This window comes from Streptomyces monticola, from assembly GCF_042665355.1.
In the GTDB taxonomy this organism is placed as follows: domain Bacteria; phylum Actinomycetota; class Actinomycetes; order Streptomycetales; family Streptomycetaceae; genus Streptomyces; species Streptomyces monticola.
This window is the reverse complement of the sequence record NZ_JBHTCF010000013.1, coordinates 106,030-125,150: the sequence shown is the minus strand read 5'-3', so window position 1 is coordinate 125,150 and position 19,121 is coordinate 106,030. Positions and strand designations below refer to the sequence as shown.

17 protein-coding genes are annotated in these 19,121 nt (G+C 68.7%); 8 read left to right on the top strand and 9 right to left on the bottom strand.

Annotated elements, in window-relative coordinates; all coding sequences use genetic code 11:
* The first annotated feature begins 12 nt into the window (after positions 1–12).
* Positions 13–1,233 (top strand): cytochrome P450, encoded by a 1,221-nt coding sequence (locus ACFQVC_RS27275; protein WP_381835413.1) that lies wholly within the window; start codon positions 13–15, stop codon positions 1,231–1,233.
* A 155-nt stretch (positions 1,234–1,388) separates the two neighbouring features.
* Here the strand turns inward: ACFQVC_RS27275 and ACFQVC_RS27270 are convergent, their stop codons facing one another.
* From ACFQVC_RS27270 to ACFQVC_RS27240, 7 genes are all read right to left on the bottom strand, one after another.
* A complete protein-coding gene (locus ACFQVC_RS27270) occupies positions 1,389–2,648 on the bottom strand; it encodes an MFS transporter (protein WP_381835411.1) in 1,260 nt (419 codons plus the stop codon).
* Entirely contained in the window at positions 2,645–3,901 is a 1,257-nt protein-coding gene (locus ACFQVC_RS27265; RefSeq protein WP_381835409.1) for an ATP-grasp domain-containing protein, read from the bottom strand. The genes ACFQVC_RS27270 and ACFQVC_RS27265 overlap by 4 nt, the downstream gene beginning before the upstream one ends.
* Positions 3,902–3,945: 44 nt before the next feature.
* The gene (locus ACFQVC_RS27260) at positions 3,946–4,893 is read right to left on the bottom strand and encodes a TauD/TfdA family dioxygenase (protein ID WP_381835407.1); all 948 of its coding nucleotides are present in this window, start codon (positions 4,891–4,893) and stop codon (positions 3,946–3,948) included.
* Between the two features lie 107 nt (positions 4,894–5,000).
* The gene (locus ACFQVC_RS27255) at positions 5,001–6,284 is read right to left on the bottom strand and encodes an ATP-grasp domain-containing protein (protein ID WP_381835405.1); all 1,284 of its coding nucleotides are present in this window, start codon (positions 6,282–6,284) and stop codon (positions 5,001–5,003) included.
* A 1-nt stretch (position 6,285) separates the two neighbouring features.
* Positions 6,286–7,110, bottom strand: coding sequence for a radical SAM protein (locus ACFQVC_RS27250; RefSeq protein WP_381835678.1), 825 nt, complete (start codon positions 7,108–7,110; stop codon positions 6,286–6,288).
* A 31-nt stretch (positions 7,111–7,141) separates the two neighbouring features.
* Positions 7,142–7,363: a hypothetical protein gene (locus ACFQVC_RS27245; protein WP_381835403.1), complete on the bottom strand. Its 222-nt coding sequence runs from the start codon at positions 7,361–7,363 to the stop codon at positions 7,142–7,144.
* Between the two features lie 669 nt (positions 7,364–8,032).
* Positions 8,033–8,434: a hypothetical protein gene (locus ACFQVC_RS27240; RefSeq protein WP_381835401.1), complete on the bottom strand. Its 402-nt coding sequence runs from the start codon at positions 8,432–8,434 to the stop codon at positions 8,033–8,035.
* A 682-nt stretch (positions 8,435–9,116) separates the two neighbouring features.
* Between ACFQVC_RS27240 and ACFQVC_RS27235 the strand changes: the two genes are divergently transcribed.
* Genes ACFQVC_RS27235 through ACFQVC_RS27210 form a run of 6 tightly spaced genes read left to right on the top strand, consistent with a single transcriptional unit; the run spans position 9,117 to position 15,233 of the window.
* Positions 9,117–10,055: a chlorinating enzyme gene (locus tag ACFQVC_RS27235; RefSeq protein ID WP_381835399.1), complete on the top strand. Its 939-nt coding sequence runs from the start codon at positions 9,117–9,119 to the stop codon at positions 10,053–10,055.
* Positions 10,056–10,069: 14 nt separating this feature from the next.
* Positions 10,070–11,668 (top strand): amino acid adenylation domain-containing protein, encoded by a 1,599-nt coding sequence (locus tag ACFQVC_RS27230; RefSeq protein ID WP_381835397.1) that lies wholly within the window; start codon positions 10,070–10,072, stop codon positions 11,666–11,668.
* Between the two features lie 39 nt (positions 11,669–11,707).
* Entirely contained in the window at positions 11,708–11,983 is a 276-nt protein-coding gene (locus ACFQVC_RS27225; protein ID WP_381835395.1) for a phosphopantetheine-binding protein, read from the top strand.
* 4 nt (positions 11,984–11,987) lie between these two features.
* Positions 11,988–12,764, top strand: a complete 777-nt coding sequence (locus tag ACFQVC_RS27220) for a thioesterase II family protein (protein WP_381835393.1) — start codon at positions 11,988–11,990, stop codon at positions 12,762–12,764.
* Positions 12,764–13,978: an acyl-CoA dehydrogenase family protein gene (locus ACFQVC_RS27215; protein ID WP_381835391.1), complete on the top strand. Its 1,215-nt coding sequence runs from the start codon at positions 12,764–12,766 to the stop codon at positions 13,976–13,978. The genes ACFQVC_RS27220 and ACFQVC_RS27215 overlap by 1 nt, the downstream gene beginning before the upstream one ends.
* Entirely contained in the window at positions 13,965–15,233 is a 1,269-nt protein-coding gene (locus ACFQVC_RS27210; protein WP_381835389.1) for a benzoate/H(+) symporter BenE family transporter, read from the top strand. Before ACFQVC_RS27215 ends, ACFQVC_RS27210 begins: the two co-directional genes overlap by 14 nt.
* 30 nt (positions 15,234–15,263) lie before the next feature.
* Here ACFQVC_RS27210 and ACFQVC_RS27205 read toward each other — a convergent pair whose 3' ends face one another.
* Complete coding sequence (locus tag ACFQVC_RS27205) at positions 15,264–16,601, bottom strand: aromatic ring-hydroxylating oxygenase subunit alpha (RefSeq protein WP_381835387.1); 1,338 nt, start codon at positions 16,599–16,601, stop codon at positions 15,264–15,266.
* Between the two features lie 109 nt (positions 16,602–16,710).
* Between ACFQVC_RS27205 and ACFQVC_RS27200 the strand changes: the two genes are divergently transcribed.
* A complete protein-coding gene (locus tag ACFQVC_RS27200; RefSeq protein WP_381835385.1) occupies positions 16,711–18,048 on the top strand; it encodes a cation:proton antiporter in 1,338 nt (445 codons plus the stop codon).
* A 46-nt stretch (positions 18,049–18,094) separates the two neighbouring features.
* Here ACFQVC_RS27200 and ACFQVC_RS27195 read toward each other — a convergent pair whose 3' ends face one another.
* Positions 18,095–18,601: a hemerythrin domain-containing protein gene (locus ACFQVC_RS27195; RefSeq protein WP_381835383.1), complete on the bottom strand. Its 507-nt coding sequence runs from the start codon at positions 18,599–18,601 to the stop codon at positions 18,095–18,097.
* Positions 18,602–19,121: the final 520 nt, after the last annotated feature.

Here is a 19,121-nt window from a genome sequence, read left to right as displayed (position 1 = left end):
AGGAGATCTGGCATGGACGGCATGGAACGCCTCTCGGACATGGACCTGGCGGATCCGGCCCTGCACGCGCAGGAGGACCTGTCCCGGGTATGGCGGCAGCTGCGCACCCAGGACCCGGTGCACTGGCAGCCGGCCCGTGGCACCAGACCGGGCTTTTGGGTGCTGACGCGGTACGACGACGTGGCGGCCGCCTACCGGGACGCGGACCGTTTCCGTTCGGACCGGGGCAACGTCCTCGACACGCTCCTCGGCGGCGGGGATCCGGCAGCGCGGCAGATGCTGCCGCTCACGGACGGAGCGCGGCACGCCGCCCTGAGGGGCGCCCTGATGAGGGCCTTCTCCCCGCGCGCCCTGGCAGGAGTGGTCGACAGCATTCGTGCCGCCTCGCGCGAGCTCCTCACGGAGTTCCTGGCCAAGGAGGAATGCGATTTCGCCCAGGACGTGGCAGGACAGCTGCCGTTGCGCGCCATCTGCGACCTCTTGGATGTGCCGCGGGCGGACCGGCAGCGACTTCTCGCCATGACGTCGTCGGCCCTCGGCTCGCACAGTGAGCAGGGTCTGCGGCAGGACTCCTGGGTCTCCAAGGGCGAAATCCTGCTCTACTTCTCCGACTTGGCGGCGCGGCGCCGCCGCAGCCCGCAGGACGACATCGTCAGTCTGCTCACCCAGATCCAGGTGGAGGGCGGGCCCTTGAGCGACGAGGAAGTCATCCTGAACTGCTACAGCTTGATCATCGGCGGTGACGAAACCACCCGTCTCGCGCTCGTCGGCGGGGTCGCCGCGCTCCTGGAGCATCCTGGGCAGTGGGCCGCCTACACAGCGGGGAACGTCGCCACGGAGCATGCGGTCGAGGAAGTGCTGCGCTGGACCACCCCCACCCTCCACGCCGGCCGCACGGCGGGGGAGGACCTGATGCTTCACGGCCGGGCGATCAAGGCGGGGGATGTCGTGACCTTGTGGAACGCCTCCGCCAACCGGGACGAGGAAGTCTTCCACGAGCCCGATGCGCTCCGCCTCGACAGGACGCCGAACCGGCACCTGACGTTCGCGTACGGGTCGCACTTCTGCCTGGGCGCGTTCCTGGCGCGCGCCGAGATCGGCGCGGTGCTCAGCGACATGCGGGAGTTGGTGGGGGAGATGGAAGCGGCAGGTCCGGCGCGGCGCCTGTACTCCAACTTCCTGGGCGGCCTCGGCTCCCTCCCGGTCAGGTGGAGGCCGGCCGCGGCGCTCTGAGGCACGGCGTGCTGCTGTGGGCGAGTGGCGCCCCCGGGACGTGGGAAGCGGTTGTCCCACCGGCGCGAACGCGCGGGCGGGACAACCGCTTTGCCGTGGGTGGGACAACCGCGCCGTGGGTGGGACAACCGCTGGCCGGGGATGCCGAGGGGCCGCTACCTCACGGGGTCGACCGCCGGGATCTCTTCGGCCGTCTTTCGGGGCGCCTCTTTCCTGTCGCGCAGGAAAAGGGCGAAGCCGAGGCCGGTGGCCGCGGCGGTCACCAGGCCGGAGATCAGGAAGGCCTGAGCGACCCCGAGATCGGCGATGAGCACGCCGGCCACGGCCGCCCCGATGCCGGCCCCGCCGTTGCACGCCACGCTCGCCAGGATGGCGCCGTGGGTCTTCGCGGCGGCCCCCTCGGTCAGGGTGTCGGCCAGGAGGTAGGCCGTCATGACGGCGGGGCCCATGGCGATACCGACCAGGACCAGCAGGGGCACAGCCAGCGACAGACCGGTGGCGGTGGCCATGAGGGCCGCACCGATGGCCAGGAGGAGACTGAGGACCAGCAACCGGGTGGTGGCGCTCGTCTTCCAGTCGCGGCGGCCGTAGATGAGCGCCGCGAAGGCACTGCCCAGGGCCAGGGTGGCGAACAGGCCGCCGGAGAGCGACGCGTGGCCCGTCTCCGTGGCGAATCCCGGAATCACCACTTCCACGGCCCCCAGCGTGAAGCCCACGCCTACGAAGACCACCAGGAGCCAGCGTGTCTCGCGCGCGACCTGCCAGATCTGTCCGCGGCCCGCGCTCTTGTCCTTCTCGGAGGCAAGGTGTCCCTTCTCGGCCGCGGAGGACATCAGCAGTCCGCCCAGGACACAGACGGCACCGCTGAACAGGACGGCGAGTCCCGCTCCTGACAGGGCCACCGCGCCCGCCGCGAGCAGAGGGCCGACGATCAACGTCGACTCCTCCACGACGGAGTCGAGTCCGAAGGCCCGCGACACCCAGTGCTCAGGGAGTTTCCGCGACCAGCCCACCCGCATCAGCGCGCCGAAGGGCGGCACGGTGCAGCCCGCGACGGCCAGGAGCGCCGTCAACAGCCAGGGCGGGCCGTCGCTTTGTCCCAGGGGCACCACAAGCAGCAGGGCGCTGCCGCTCAGGAGCGACAACAGCAGCAGCGCGCCGCTGTGCCCCATGCGCACCGAAATCCAGGAACGGGCCGGTCCGGCGAGGACGTTGCCGATCGAGTACGCCGCCATCGACATCCCGGCGACGTAGAACGACTGCGTGGACTGCTGCACGTACAGGACGACTCCGACGGGCATCATGCCGAAGGAGACGCGGCCGATCAGCGAACCGAGGAAGAGGCGGGCGATGCCCTGTGGCCGGAGCAGGTCCAGGTAGCTGGGCGCGCTCGTGTCAGCCGCAGTCCGGCTCACGCTTCTGCCACCTCCAGTACGAAGTGGTCGAGGATCGTCTGCATGCGCCGTTCCACCTCGTCGGCGGTGGCGCCCTCCACATGGACGTATCCGGTGGAGGCGTGCGAGGCGCGCGGCGGGTCGAGGAGATCTCCGGGCGCGGCCGTCAGATGGACGCCGATGACACCGGGCAGCCGGCTGATCTCCTCCTCGGAGCTGATCCGCACGAGCCGCCCGGGCCGGGTGGGAAGCAGCAGATCGCCGACCGCGCGGTCCTTCGTGTACGCCGGGACCGGCACCCGGTCGATATAGGTGTCGAGGATGGTGTGCAGGAAGTCGAAGCCGTAGGCGAGGCCGTGGTTCATGGGCACCTCGCAGCCCGAGAGGCGGGCGGCGACCTCGCTCATGTAGAAGTCGCCCTCGTCGGTGAGGAAGAACTCTCCGTGCAGGTAGCCGTACGGGATGGCAAGGCCGTCGGTGAGCCGCTGAGCGAGGGCCTTGGCGTCGACGGGCAGCGGCTCGCTGGGTGCGTAGGTGATGTTGGCGTTGATCGCGCCGTCCAGGACCTCGAGAATCGGGGCCGGGTTCTTGGAGAGATAGGCGTCCACGACCTTGCCGTGGGCGATCACGGCGCACAGCTGGAACTCGCGGCCGCGGATGAACTGCTCGACCATCCACTGCAGTTCCGGGTCGAGGGGCGGGATGCCGGCCAGGTCGGCGGGTGACTCGATGCGGTAGGTGTTGATGCACGAGTCGGAGTCGATGGGCTTGAGAACGACGGGCCAGCCGTGCTCCCCGGCGAAGGACTCGACGTCGGCCAGGGCGGCCACCGGACGGTAGGCCGGGTGCGCGATGCCCAGTTCGGCGTAGCGGTCCTTCATCGTCATCTTGTTGCGCACCCAGGCCACCTGCTCCTGCGACAGGTGCGGCAGGCCGGCCAGGGCGGCGAAACGCTGTGCGACCGCCTGGAGCGCCTCGTTGGGGTTGCAGAAGTGCGTGGGTACGGTGCCGGTCTCCTCGACCCAGCGGCTGTAACGCTCGGCCTCCTGCTCCAAGGGGGCGGAGGTGTCCAGGGTGAAGGTGGGGACTTTGGCCGTGCGGTCCTTGTATTCCTGTGTGAGCGCGACGGAGTCGAAGCGCAGCAGCACCACCTGTACGTCGTCACGCCCCAGGACGCTTTCGGTGAAGGTCGCGCGGCGGCTCTCCACCAACAGGACGACCGGACGGTCAGCGGGTGCGGGGTGCGGTTGGGAGGCGGTGGTCACAGCGGTCATGTCTGGGTTTCCTAGTTTTCCGTGGACGGGTGCGCCGTAGCGCGTCAGCCGATGACGCGGGTGGTGGCGTCGCTGCGGCCCGGTCGGGTGCGGCGCAGATCGCGGACCACGTTGACGCGCTTCAGCCAGCGGTCGTTGCCGTCGTAGCCCGCGCGGAAGGGGCGCCGCCCGTGTACGACGTTGCGGTTGTCGACGAAGCAGACGTCGCCGGTGCGGATATGGACGTCGGCGAGATTGGCGTCGAGGTGCTCGACGATCCAGGCGAACGCCTCCGCGGCCTCGTCGTCGCCGTCCTGAGCCCGGAAGAAGTCCCGGTCGATACGCAGGACAGGGCTGTCCGGATGGCCGTCGAGGATGGCCACCGGGGCCTGGTGCGGAGCGTCATCGGCGAACTCGTGCGCGGAGTCGGGAAGGGCGATGAACCGTGGCTGTGACAGCACTTCGGCGACGGAAGCGGGGAGGCGGTTCAGGTCGACGTGCGAAAGGGTGGTGGGCACCTCGGCCGTGTTGCGCAGCGAGAACAGGCCCACCCAGTCGGCGCGGTGCGGCGAGAAGGCGTCCTCGGTGTGCCAGGCCAGCTCCAGCTCGCTGGAGGCGGAGATCAGGCTGTGTTCGTAGCCCTTGCTCGGCAGCACGTCGGTGACCAGGCGTCCCGACTGCTGGGTGGCCCAGCCGATGATGTCGCCCAGGAGGGAGGCGTACAGCGCCAGGAGACAGCCGTAGACCTGGCTCTGCTCCGTGTCCGCCGCGCTCCATTGACCGGGGGTGGCGCCCAGCGCGGTCTGGTCTATGACGTTGCCGCGGATCATGGCGGCCTGTGTGCGTTCGTCGCGCCGGGCCGCGTTGAGGTGGTGGCGTACGGCGAGGGGTAAGTCGTGGGCGAGGACGGGCGCTTGGTCGAGGAAGCGCGGGTCGTCGGAGCACTTGAACTCCCTGGCGCAGAACACCGCGAGTTCATGGGCCGCTCGGGCATCGGCCTCCGACAGCTCCAAGACGTGGAGAGCAGAGGGGTGTTCGTTGTTTTCCCGGGTCTGCGCAGGCCGGGTTGCAGTGTTGCTCATGATGTACCTCAAAAAAGTGACGGTGAGCCGCTGTTCGCTTAGGCGCCGGCGTGCACGGTGATGAATTCAAAATCCAGCACGGATGCGAAATCAGCGGAAACGCGGGAGTAGTCGTCGCCGCCGACGATCAGCAGTGCGGCGGGCTCCTCGAAGCTGGCGCTGCGCTGTGTGCGTTCGCCCGGCGTCACGAACCAGGTGACGTCGATGGTGCTGGACAGGTCCGGGAGCTTCAGATCGGCGATGACCCCGTCCGGCTTCGGTACATACGCCCAGAACGAATACCGGTTCCGCTCGGTCACGGCGAGCTCGTAGGGCACACCGGACTTGATGCGCTGATCGATTTCGAGAATATCCACACCGAACGATTCGACATATCTGCCGACGACGTCCCCGCCCGGTGCGCGCGAGGCGGTTTCGATGAAGACGACGGTGCCGTCCGGCCGAACCATGACCTCGGTATGGGTCACGCCGTTGCGCGCGCCCAGGGCGAGCGAGGCCAGGTGCGAGCACTCGCTGACTTTGCGGCCGACCGGATCGGAGAGCGGCACCGGAAGTGATCCCACCGTACGACCGCTCATCATGTCGAGCATGCTGGAGTTGAAGCGCGACACGAAAGACGCGAGCAACCGGCCGTCGTGGTACAGCGTTTCGCAGTGGTACTGCTCACCGACGACGTATTCCTCGGCTTCGAATTCTCCCTGATGCTGCTGCAGTACCGCGTGGACGTCGGCCGCGTTGGCACTGCTGTGCACCTTGCGGACACCGGAACTGCTGGCCATGTTGGTGGGCTTGATGATGAACGGGCTGCCCAGTTCGGTGAGGAGGTGATCCAGGTAGGCCTCGCGCTCACGAAGGAAACGGGCCCGCTGGAACGGAAGGTTCTTGGGCGTCGTGACGGAGGCTCCCACCACCTCCTTCATGCGCAGCTTGTCGCGGAACCCGGTCGCCTCGTTGACCGAGGGTCCGGGAATTCCGAGCTTCTCCCGTACCTGCGCGGCCACGAGAGCGGTGTATTCGCCGCAGGAGACGACCGAAACGGCTTCCGGACGGAAATCGGGGCCGCACACCTGCGTCACGCACTCCATCGCTGCGCCGGCGTCGAGGCAACAAGGGTCGTACGGGCTCGGGTGCGCCGGGAGAACGAAGATGTGGTCGAAGGCGTCGCTGTGATGAGACGCCGGGATGACGTCGTCCGATGTGACGCACACGGTGGTCAGCTTCAGGCCGTCACGTTCGTGCGGGAAACGCAGCCGGTCGAAGGCGCGGATCGAGGAGGCCGAATCGAAGAAGTAGAAGACGGTCCGGTTGCCCTGACTGCTCACGTCAGTCCTCGCCGTCGATGTAGGTGACGTCAAGGGTGCCCTCGGCGTTGGGCGTCGCGCTGGCCGGCAGCTGGTAGCCGGGGTTCCAGCGGAGCCGGTCCTCGAGCCGGTAGGACGTGCGCAGGGTCAGCAGGTGACCGTTCTTCTCCAGGATGGTGCCGTCATAGAGCGTCACCTTGCCGATGTCGGTCATGACGGTGAACTTGGGCTTGGCAAGGCCGCTCAGATAGCCGCTCGTCGACAGTTCGCGGGCCAGCTTCAGGCCCTTGTGCACACTGGTGCGGAACTCGTCGGTGCCGACCATGGGCACGGCGTGGAAGAGGTAGTGCGGGATGAACCGCAGCGCCCGCTGCTCGTCGTAGAGCTCGATCAGCGTCTCGATGTCGTCATTGACGCCCTTCAGGAGGACGTTCTGACTGTAGAGCCGCGCGCCGCGGCGCTGCAGGTTCTGGAACACGTCGACGGCTTCGGGCTGCAGCTCGAAAGGATGGTTGATCTGCAGCGAAATCTCGAAGAGGAAACGGTCGGCGAACTTCTCGAAGATGCCGTAGGTCTCCGCACCGAACGCCGACGGGTTCTGCACGGGCAGCCGGCTTCCCATACGTACCGAGGTGATGTTCGGGGCATGTTCGGCGACGGCGGTGAGGAGTTCGTCCAGCTTGCGAGGTGAAATCAGCGGGTCGCCGCCGGTGATGAGGATCTCGCGCAGGTACCGGTCCTTCTTCAGATACTCCGCGATGGCGGATATCTGGTCCTTGCCGAGGGTGTGCCGGTCGTACAGGCCGCGGACACAGAAGACGCATTCACTGGCGCAGGCCGAGAGCATGTCGATCACGACGACGCGACGGTAGAGCCGCTCAAGGCCCTGCGGAGTCGTCGTGCATCAGTGCGTCGAAGTGGCGGGTGCTCTGTCCGACGCTGGGAAGGGTGGACGGCATGCGGAAGTACTGGTTGTAAATCCCCCGGTAGGCCCCTGAGTCCTCGCCGTGTTCACGTTCCGCGCGGTCCAGAAGTTCCTGAGTGTACTTATGCACTCGGGGCTTCTGCGTCTTGGTGATGGTGTCGAGGAAACCGGCCATTTATGTTTCTCCTTGTTTTTGACGCTCACGCTTAGTTTGCACTGGGCAACCCATGTGGCGGGCTTATTCGTGAATGCCATTGAGAACATCCCCCGACCTGCAGGTCGATGCAGGCGGCACGTTCCTTCAAGATGGAAGAGCTTGTGCGGCGGTGTTGCGCTTATTGGGCAAGATCGAAAAGCACTCTAGGGTGACCATTCTGCGAGAGTCAAGGAGACGTGGATCACGCGTGCGTAAGGATTCTGACGGTGCGTCAGTAAGGCTGTTCGGGGGTGGCTGGAAAGCTCCTGAGTACGAAGAGAAGGAGCCTTGGCTGAAATCTTTCGAGGCCCGCTCCGGCCTTTTGGGTCGGCTGCGGGGAGCGGTTGCTTCAGGGCTCGCGGAGAAGCGACGTATGGCTTGCCGCTATCTGGCTTATAAGTGATGCATCTCGATTGGGCCCGTGGCCGACTCGCCGGGGAGTGGGCGGTATTGATGGCGCACATGGGTGTGCGGAACTCGGAGGTGGACCAACCGCAAGAGGTCCTCGCCGCCGGGAGGTCCGGGGATCCGGGTTGAAGTTGCGCCGCGATGCCGCATACCAACAGGCGACAGACGGCGATGCACGCGTATTTGAGGGGTTTCAGGTCACAGGGCGTGGCCTTGCGTGCGGTGCTGACGCGGCGGCGCTCATGCGGGGCCGGGGCGCGGCGCATGAGGAAGACGGACATGGCCAGGCAGGCCGTCGTCGTCGCGCACGATGCCGTCGTGCGAGCGGAACGTGCCCTCGTGCCGGGTGCCCCTGGTGCCCTCCTTGGAGTCGGTGCTCGTGCTGCTCGTGTGCTCCACGGTGCACGTCCCGGGCTTGCCGAATACGCCTGTGGACAGGGTGAGGTAGTACCCCGTGACGTAGTACCCCGACACCCCGCAGACGATCACCCCGAGCAGCAGGAAGACCGATGCGGCGAAGGTGAGCCGGGTCCGGTCCTCGGGCGATGACCGTTCGGGCGGCGGCGACGTCGGAGCCCGGGCCCCGCCCCGTCTGCTGCGCGGTGCGCGCTGTAGCTTGGCGCCATGGACGCGAGCGATCACGGGCAGGGGCCGGTTCCCTTCCGCTCCGGTCGAGGACCGGACGCCCCGCGACCGATCGCCCCGCCGTGGGGGCCGGGGCCAGGGGCCCCGGCCGTGGCTCGGATGCCGGGCACATTGTGCTGGGTGTGTTGTTCCTCGTCGTCGGTGTGCTGGTGTTCTTGCCGTTGTCGGCCTGGGGTCTGTATGCGGTGGTGGCTTCTGTCGATGAAGTACGGCAGTACCGGTCCGCGGCGGTGTGCGGGGCGGGCGACAGCGGTGCCTGCCTTGAACGTGTGACGGCGACCGTGAGTGCGACCGAGATCGTCGAGAAGAGCAGGAGAGAGTCGTACGAGGTGCTCCTGTGCAGGGGGCGCCACGTCACAACTCACCAGCGGTATGCCCGCCATCGAGCGGTGAGCCCTTGGTTCACTGTCCAGTGTGCGTCCAACTCCGCTGCAGGAGCGGGGCGTTGGCCTCACCGCATCAGCGCGCCCCGTAGGAACAGCCGCCCCTGCCAAAGCCCCCTGACCCGAGCTCGTTCCTGCGCTTGTCCACCCGCCGAGACGGCCTCGGAGGAATAGGAGCGTCCGCGATCCGGCCTGTGCTAGACAGTGCCTAGCACATCGTAAGTGGTGATATTCAGTCAGATTCCGGCTCGCGCATGCCATTTCCTGGCAAAGCGTCGATCACACCGAGGTGATGCATGGCCGATCTTTCGCTCAGCACGGAAGAGATCGCGCAGTTCCATCGCGACGGGTACCTGGGCCCGTTCGACCTGTACGAACCCGGGGAGATGGAGAAGAACCTCCGGGCGCTGCGGCCCAAGCTCCTCAACACCCGCAAGGCCATCTACGCGCAGGACAGGGCCGTCTCCGGGGTCACCAATCTCGCCAACTACGACCGTCACCTCGATGTCGACTTTCTCGGTGACCACATCACCCGGCCGGAGATCGTCCACCGGGTCAGCAGCCTCCTCGGCCCCGATGTGCTGTGCTGGCGCACCGAGTTCTTCCCCAAGTACCCGGGCGACGAGGGCACCGACTGGCACCAGGCCGACAACTTCTCCAATGTCGCCGGGTCCAAGCATCCGCAGATCGTCTGGCCCGAGGACTCCGAGTTCGGCGGCACCATCACCGTGTGGACGGCGTTCACCGAGGCCAGTGTGGACATGGGCTGTCTGCAGTTCATCCCGGGATCGCACAAGACCATGAACTACGACGAGTCGAAGGTGATGCAGTACGACGCGGACTCCGTCAACAAGGTCGAGAAGGACGGCGTCCGACGCGGCTTCTTCGGCTACGACTACCGCCAGTTGCAGAAGGACCCCGACTGGAGCCCCGACGAGTCGCAGGCCCGCTCGATGGTGATGCGCCAAGGGCAGTTCATCATCTTCTGGTCCACCCTGATGCACGCCTCGCATCCGCACGCCGGCACCACCGACCAGATGCGCCTGGGATACGCGGCCCGCTACCTGCCCACACAGGTGCAGGTGTACCCGTACTCGGAGTCGCTCGCCGAATTCGGCGGCGAGGCCAGCCTGGACAAGTTCGGCTGCGTCCTGGTCAGCGGCGCGGACAAGTACGGGCACAACCGCTTCGTCGATACGACGGTCAACGGAACCCCGTTCCGTATCGCGAGTTGATCGCGGACACCTCGATGCAGCCTCTCACCGGCTCCACCGCGGCCCTGTCCCTGCACCGTTCCGTCAACCGCACCGCCGTCGACTACCCGCGCGAGCGCAGCGTGCCCGAGCTGTTCGGCGCCCGGGCCCGGCAGACACCCGAACAGCACGCAGTGGTGCAGGGCGAGCGGCAGCTGACGTACCGGCAGCTGGACCGCCTGTCCAACGGCCTCGCCCTGCGCCTCACCGCGCAGGGCGTGGGCCCCGGCACCGTCGTCGGCGTCAGTATGGTCCGCTCGCCCGAGCTGGTCGTGGCGCTGCTCGCCGTGCTCAAGTGCGGTGGCAGCTATCTGCCGTTCGACGCACACTGGCCCGACGCACGGCTGCGCACGCTGTTCGCCGACGCCGGCTGCCGGTGGATCCTGACCGACCGGGCGCCTGCGCTTTCCGGCCGGCCGTGGCCCTGCCAGGTGCTGTCCGCCGGGGCGCAGGACGCGGTCGACGCCGAGACAGGCCCGGCCGTCGCCGTTTCCGCGGACGCCCTCGCGTACATCAACTTCACCTCCGGATCCACCGGCCGTCCCAAGGGCGTCCCGGTGCGCCACCGCAGCATCGCGAACCTGGTCCACGGGGCGCGCTACGCCCCGCTCGGCCCCGGTGCCAGGCTGCTTCAGCTCGCCCCGGTCACCTTCGACGCCGCCACCTTCGAGATCTGGGGCGCGCTGCTGCGCGGCGGCGTGTGCGTGCTCTATCCGGACAGCTTCATCCGCCTGTCCCGCCTCGCCCAGGTCCTGCGGGAGCAGCGGATCGGCGTCCTGTTCCTCACGACCGCCCTGTTCAACGCCGTCATCGACGAGCGGCCCGACGCGCTCGCCGGGGTGGACACCGTCCTCACCGGCGGTGAACTCCACTCGATCCGCCATGTCGCCACGGCTCTCGGCGAGCACGGACCCGGGCGCCTCGTGCATGTCTACGGCCCCACCGAGGCCACCACTTTCGCCACCTACCACCCCGTCGACGATCTCACCGACGGCTCACCCGTCCTGCCGATCGGCCGCCCCCTGCAGAACACCCGCCTCTACGTCGTGCACAGTGGCCCGGCGGGCGAGCGGCTCTGCGAGGCGGGCGCGACCGGGGAGATCTGGCTCGCGGGGGACGGGCTCAGCCCCGGCTATCTCGGTCAGGAGGAGCTGACCGCCGAACGCTTCGTGCACCGCCTCGTCGACGGCCGCGCCGAGCGGCTCTACCGCACCGGAGACCACGGCCGGCTGCAGCCCGACGGTTCCCTCGTCTTCACCGGCCGCGTCGACGACCAGGTGAAGGTCAACGGCTTCCGCATCGAACTCGGCGAGATCAGCCACCACTTGGACCGCCATCCGGCCGTACGGCGCAGCTACGTCACCGTCGACACCCGCGGCGACAAGTCCCTCGTGGCCTTCGTGCTGAGCGCCGACGACCGTGGGGACCCGGTCACCGAGGCCGCCCTTCGCGAGCACCTGCGGCGCGCGCTGCCGCCGTACATGGTGCCCGCGCGCATCCATCTGTGCGCCGAACTGCCGCTCACCGACACGGGCAAGACCGACCGCCACGCCCTGCTCGCGGCCCACCGCCCCGGCGCGGCTGCCCGCCCCTGACCCACGCCACCAGCCCACCGACCCACCCAGGAGGGGACGATGACCACGCAGGAATCCGCCGCGCCGCAGCCCGGCGGCGGCACACTCACCGCCACCGAGGAGGCCGTCGCCGCGATCTGGCACGACCTGTTCGGCGGCGCGGACATCAGCGCCGAGGACGACTTCTTCGAACTCGGAGGGAATTCGCTCACCGCGATCCGCTTCCTCGCCCGCGTCGACGAGCGCTTCGCCCCCGACGTGCTGCTGCCCGAGACGCTCTACGAGGACGCCCGCCTCGGCAGCCTCGCCAAGGCCATCGACGAGGCGATGGCGTAGGGCCGTGCGGCTGTTCGCCCACTACGCCGACCCCGGCCGCCCGGCCGCCGCCCCGGTGGCCGGCACCCGGCTGTTCTGTTTCCCCTACGCAGGCGGGGGCACCCAGGTCTTCCGCACCTGGCAACGCCACCTGGACGCCGGGACGCAGGCGGTGGGCGTACGCCTGCCCGGCCGCGAACAGCGCTTCGGGGAACCGGCGTTGAGCTCCTGGCCCGAAGCGCTCGCGGAGCTCACCGAGGCGTTCGCGACGCAGAGCGAGCAGGGACCGTACGCCTTCTTCGGGCACAGTCTCGGCGCCCGCCTCGCCTATGAACTCAGCCATGTCCTGGCCGAACTCGGCCACCGCCCGCCCGGCCTGCTCGTCGTCTCCGCCTGCCGGGGCCCGGGGCGGCCGCCGCGGTGGCCCGATATGCATTCCATGGACCGGCCGACCCTGGCCGCCCGGCTGCGCGAGATGAACGGAGTGCCCCAAGAGGTCCTGGACAACCCGAAGTTCATGGACCTCCTGGAGCCCACCCTGCGCGCCGACCTGCGCATCGCCGAGACCTGGCAGCCCTCGCCGGGCCGCCTGCCGCTGCCGATCGTGGCCCTGTGCGGAGACGGCGACGACATCGACCCGTACGAGGACATGACCGACTGGCAGCACCACACCACCAAGGGGTTCGCCATCCACACGTTCACCTCCGGCCACTTCTTCCTGCACGACCACGAGCGGTCCGTCGTCCGTACGATCGCGGACCATCTGCGGACGATCACGGACCCTCTGCGGGCGGGTGCGTGATGACCCTGGACCTGGCACCGGCGGCCACGACATCGCCGTATCTCACTGTCGAACACGAGGCGTTCCGGGAGAGCGTGCGTGCCTTCCTCCACCGGGAGATGGCCCCGCACGCCGCACAGTGGGAGCGCGAGCGCACCATGCCGCGCCCGGTGTGGCGCAAGCTCGCCGGACAGGGGCTGCTCGGCCTGCAGCACGCACGGGCGGTCGGCGGTGAGGAGAAGGACATCTTCCACTCCGTCGTCTTCCTGGAGGAGCTGGGCCGCCTCGGCTTCGGCGGGGTGCGCTTCGCCGTCGCCCTGCACGCCTACATGGCCACCAGCTATCTCGCCTCCGACGGATCCCACGCCCTGAAGGAGCGCTTCTTGCGCCCGGCCGTCGCCGGAGAGCTCCTCGCGGGCCTGGCGATCACCGAACCGCAGGCGGGCTCCGACCTGTCCCGGCTCAGTGCCACCGCCCGTGAGGAGGGCGACGAGCTCGTCGTCGACGGCGAGAAGCGGTTCGTGGTCAACGGCGGCTTCGCCGACTTCTTCGTGACGGCCGTGCGCGTGGGCGAAGCACACAACGGCACCGGGCCCGCCGCCGGCGGTGCGCGGCGCGACCTGAGCCTGTGCGTGATCGAACGCGAGCGGCCCGGGGTCCACGTCAGTGCCAACGACTGTGTCTCCTGGCGCGCATCGGCGATGGCCGACGTCTCCTTCCAGGGGGTGCGCATCCCACGGGCGAACCTGATCGGGCGACGCAACGGCGGCTTTGTGCAGATCATGAAGAACATGCAGCTGGAGCGGCTCGCCGCGGGGCTCACCGCGGTCGGCGACGCCGCCCACTGCCTGGAGATCACCTGGCGGCACCTGAAGCGGCGCGGCGCCTTCGACGCCACGCTCAGCACCCGCCAGGCGCTGCGCCACCGTATGGCGGACCTGCTCACCGAGGTGGAGGCCACACGGCAGCTCGCCCACTACGCCGCCTGGAGCTACGCCCGCGACCCGCTGTCCATCACTGCCTGTTCGATGGCGAAGCTCAAAGCCACGGAAGTGGCCCGCACCGTCGCCGAGGAGTGCCAGCGACTGCACGGCGCCGACGGCTTTCGCGAGGGAGCTGCGCTCGTGCAGATCGTGCACGACGCGCAGGCGGCCACCGTCGCCGCCGGGGCCAGCGAGGTCATGCGCGACATCGTGGTGCAGAGCGGATACGAGGAGTCCCATGACCACCGTTGACACCCCCGGCACCGGGACGCAGGCGGCCCCCGGTGACCGCGGTCAGCTGGTCAAGGCCGTCACCGCCGGTCTCATCGCGGCCTTCGTCGGCTTCTCCAGCTCCTTCGCGGTGGTACTCGAAGGGCTCGAACAGGTCGGCGCCACCCGGGCCCAGGCCGCCTCCGGCCTGATGGCCCTGAGCCTGGGCATGGGCGCCTGCGGCATCTTCCTCAGCCTGCGCACCCGGATGCCGGTCAGCGTCGCCTGGTCCACGCCGGGCGCCGCGCTGCTCGCCGGATCGGCGTCGGTGAGCGGCGGATTCCCCGCCGCCGTCGGGGCGTTCCTGGTCTGCGGCGCGCTGATCGTGGTCACCGGACTGTGGCGGCGCCTGGGGGAGTGGGTGACGGCGATCCCCAAGCCGCTGGCCGGAGCGATGCTGGCGGGCATCCTGCTGCCGCTGTGCCTGGCTCCGGCCAAAGCGGTGCAGGCCAACCCGGCAGCGGGCCTCGCCATCGTGGTCACCTGGGCGGTCGTGGCGGCCTTCAAGAAGCTGTACGCGATGCCCGCGGCGGTCCTGGTGACCTTTGTGGTGATCATCGTGAGCAGCGACGTACCGCTCTCGGGCCTTGGGCCGCTGTGGCCCCAACCCACCCTGGTGACGCCGGAGTTCACCGCGTCCGCGCTGATCGGTATCGGCCTTCCGCTGTATCTGGTGACCATGGCCTCGCAGAACATCCCCGGCATCGCCGTACTCAACGCCAACGGCTACGAACCGAGGCCCGGCCCGTTGTTCAGCTGGACCGGCGCCTTCGGGCTCGCCTCGGCGCCCTTCGGCGGGCATGCCCTCAACCTGGCGGCGATCACCGCGGCGCTCTGTGCCGACGAGGGCGCGGGCCCCGATCCGCGCAAGAGGTTCCGGGCGGCCGCCGTCAGCGGCGCCGCGTATCTGGTGTTCGGTGTGGGGGCGGGCGCCGCGGTCACCTTCGTCGGCGCCGCACCACCGCTGCTGATCGAAGCGGTGGCGGGCCTCGCCCTGTTGGGGGCGCTCGGCACCTCGCTGCTCAGTGCGATGTCCGACGCCGAGCACCGGGAGGCCGCGGCGGTCACCCTGGTGGTGACGGTCTCGGGTGTGCAGTTCTTCGGGATCAGCGGGGCCTTCTGGGGGTTGCTCGCCGGGGGCGCGGTGTATGCCCTCGGGGACTGGCGGGCGGCGCGGCGCTCGGCCGGGGTGGCGGATTCGTCGTCGGGGGCGGCGCGGACGCCGGGGTCGGCGTGAGGCCGCCGCTGCTTTCCGTCGGGAGCGGGCTTACGCGGGAGTGTCCGCACCTTCGCCGTCCTGACCCTCGCCGTCCTGGCCGTCGTCGCCGAACAGATGGCGCTCAAGGGTGTCGTTGTAGGTCCGCAGCGCGAACTCCTGGGTACCGAAGACATGTTCGTCGTTGGCGCCCGCGGCCAGACCCTGCTGGATCTCGCGGTAGATCTCCAGGTCCTCGTACTGCACCTGGTAGGTCAGCCGGCGGTTCTCCTCCCATGACTCTGCGGCCGGGCCCGCCGCCGACCCGGGCGGCACCAGGAGCCGGAGCTTGACGAGCGTCCGGGCCGGGCCGAGCGGATGCGATGTGATCCACAGGAAATGGTCGGACTGATGCAGCACCGTTTCATTGGGAAAGATCGTGTGAATCACATTCGCGACCGAAAGCAGGCGCTGCTCGCTCCGCTTCGTTCTGCCGAGCATGTTGATGGAGCGCTTCGGCAGGATCGACCGCAGATGCGGGCCGAACGCATCGAAGAAGAACGTGTTGTTCTCAAAGAGCGGATTGGCGCTCTTCGGGTGAAGGAAAGGAAAGTGATAGCCCTCCAGAGTTCCCTCCACCACCAACTTCCAGTTGATTTCCCACTCGTGGCTCTCGGCCCCATAGATCTCGAAGTCGGCCAACCCCAGGTCATCGATGTCGGGGCGGAAGTCACCGAGGAATTCATCGACATCGGAACGGTTCGGGCGGTCCGGCGGCATCAGCCAGACGAAGCCGTAGGCCTCCACGGAAGGAAGGGACCGCAGATTCCGCTTGCCCGGGCCGAGACCAGGAAAGCAGTACGCGCTGGGGATGGTGCTCAAGGTGCCGTCCAAGTCATAGCGCCAGGCGTGATAGCCGCAGGTGAACTGCCTGCGCAGCCCTGACTCGGCCTGCTCGACGCGGGCGCCGCGATGGCGGCAGGCGTTGAGCAGCACATGCGCCCGGCCGTCGGCATCACGACTCACGAGCAGCGGGCGGCCGAAGTGCTCCAGTGTGACGAAAGCGCCGGCTTCCGGAATCTCCGATGTGTGCACCAGCATCGAGGGAAGCCGGGTGAAAACACGGTCGAGTTCCGCCTGATACCACTCGGGCGACCGATAACGCTCGACACCCACTCGGGTATCGGTGTCGGTCAACTGGATCTTCTTGTCGCGCAGATGCTCCACCGCACGGTCAAGTAACCGGAATTCCTCGTCCCGATCCATCGACCCGCCCCCTTGGAAAAAATCCTCGATTTCAACGGCGACCACTGCGATACTACAAGGCACCTGCCCGGCATTCAATGTTGATCCGTCGTCGGTTTTCCGCAGTCCCGGCACTTCCGTGCACAGGCATTGCCGTAGATCCATTTCATTGAATCCCGACGATGTATCCCGACCACGTATCTCGATGACGTACCCGGACGTCACATCTCGACGACGTATCAGGACGACGTGCTACTCACGGGAGTGACATTTCGTGTCCCACGCCCTCGCGCTCACGGCGCCGGCCCCGATGCCTCTCGCGCACACGCTCGTCGCGCTGGCCCTGATCCTCGCGGTGGCCCGGGTGTGCGGCCGGATCGCCCGGCGATTACGTCAGCCGACAGTCGTCGGGGAGATCGTCGGCGGAGTCCTCCTCGGTCCGAGCCTGCTCGGGCTGCTCCCCGGCCACCTGGACACGCTCCTGCTGCCCGCGGAGATACGGCCCGCACTCCACGTACTGTCCCAACTCGGCCTGGTCTTCTTCATGTTCGGCGTCGGCTACCACTTGGACGCGGCGCATCTGCGGTCGGGCCGGGCCAAGCGGCAGGTCGCGGCCGTCTCGCTCAGCTCGGTCGCGCTGCCGTTCGCACTCGGCGCGGGTCTGGCCGTCCTGCTCCACCCCTGGACGGACCGGAAGGCCCTGGCCGCGGACGGACCGCTCGGGCCTGCGCTCTTCCTCGGCACCGCCATGGCGATCACCGCCTTTCCCGTGCTCGCCCGCATCCTGGCCGAACGCGGCCTGCAGCGGGACCCGTTGGGCGCTATCTCCCTCGCCTGCGCGGCCGTCCAGGACCTTCTCGCCTGGTGCGTCCTCGCGGCCGTGGTTGTCGTGGTGCAGGCGGACGGCCCGTGGCCGGTGGTCCGCATGCTGCTCCAGAGCGCCCTGCTGTTCGGCTGCCTGATCTTCCTCGTACGCCCCGCCCTGGCCTGGATGCTCGCCCCGGACCGGCGGTGGGCCGGGGCGGGTGCCGCGCCGGTCCACACCGTCATCGTCGTCGGAGTCCTGCTGACGGCGGCCGGTACCGAGGCCGTCGGGCTGCACGCGGTGTTCGGCGCCTTCGCCTTCGGCGCGATCGTCCCGCGCGACCGGATCGAGACGGTCGCTCCCCAAGTGCCCCAGCAGATGGACCAGTTCAGCGCGCTGCTGCTGCCCGTGTTCTTCACCGTCACCGGCATGGCGGTGAACATCGGCGGCCTCGGCGGAGAGGGTCTGGCCGTGACGGCCGCCGTGCTCGCGGTGGCCTGCACGGGCAAGTTCGTGGGCGGCTTCGCCGCCGCCCGCCTCACCGGCGCCACTTCCCGGGAGGCCGGCGTGCTCGGCGTGCTTCTCAACGCCCGCGGCCTCACGGAACTCGTCATCCTCAACGTGGGCCTGAGCCTGGGTGTGATCGATCCCCGGTTGTTCACCGCGATGGTCGTCATGGCGATCGTCACGACGGTGATGACCGGGCCGCTCCTGACCTGCTTGCGGCGCCCCGGCGACGACCCCGCACCGCCCCGTGCCGAGCGGCCCTCCGCCGCCGCGGGGCGGGCGGAGGTGCCGGGGCCCTGAGCGCGGGGGCCGGGCGGGGCGGGTTCCACCTCCGGCCCGCCTCGGTTCAGCCGCTCTTCACGATGGCCCGTACGTTGTCGACGGCACCGCAGTCCGTCTTGAGCCGCTCGCCCCGCTCCCGCCAGAACGCGTCACCGAGTTCCTCGCGCCGGTCCATGGCCACGTTCTCGCGTGTGCTGTTGAGGATGGTGCGCTCCTCCTCGTCCGTGTGATGGGTCACCGCCTCGACGAGTTTCTCCAGCTTGTCGTCCCACTCGTCGGAGCCGACCTCGCTCACTTCGAGCAGTGCGAGCAGCGCCTTGTTGCCCTCTTCGTGCTCCTCCTCGCCGTGCTCGACCTCGTCGTCGTCGATGTGCTTGTAGCGCTTCAGGGCGGGGTAGACCTCGGACTCCTCCGCGAGGGCGTGCGCGATCAGCAGGTCGGCGAACTCCCGCAGCGCGGCGGCCCGGTCGGCCTCGACGCTGCGCATGTCGCGGAAGAGGTCCTCCATCCTGCGGTGATCGTCGAGAATCAGCTCGACGACGTCCTTGGTGCCGTTCCTGGCCGTGTCCATGGTTTCTGTCTCCTTCGAATCCGATCAAGGCCGGCGGTAGCGGTACTGGGGCTTCCTGGCGTCCGCGGCTGTGAAAGCTTCGAGGTATGGCTACAAGAGGCAAGGTACGGACTCGCGCGTGACGCGCGGACGTTCGTGCGTATGGCGGTGCCCGCAGGTCCGGTGACAGGCGGCCGCGGTCCTCGATGGCGGGCTACCGGTTCGGCACATGAGTGCTCCACACTGGGGCTTCTGGTCGCAGCGGTCCTTGCCCGGCCGCTTCGGCCGCCTCGGCTGTTTCTGCAGGTCTGCCGGATCGTCCCGACGCGGGAGTGCACCATGGGGAGTCTGCTGGTTCTTGCCTTCTGGGCTGCTGTGATCTACGGCGGGTGGCGGTTGGCCAGAGGGCTGATGGACAACCCGCCTTCCCGGCCCAAGCGCCCTTCTGCGCCACCGCCGAGGGCTACCCCGCCGAGGGCGACTCCACCGCGGGCGACCCGTCCCACGCCCCGCGTGTCAGGGGCCGCGAGGCCGGCCCCGA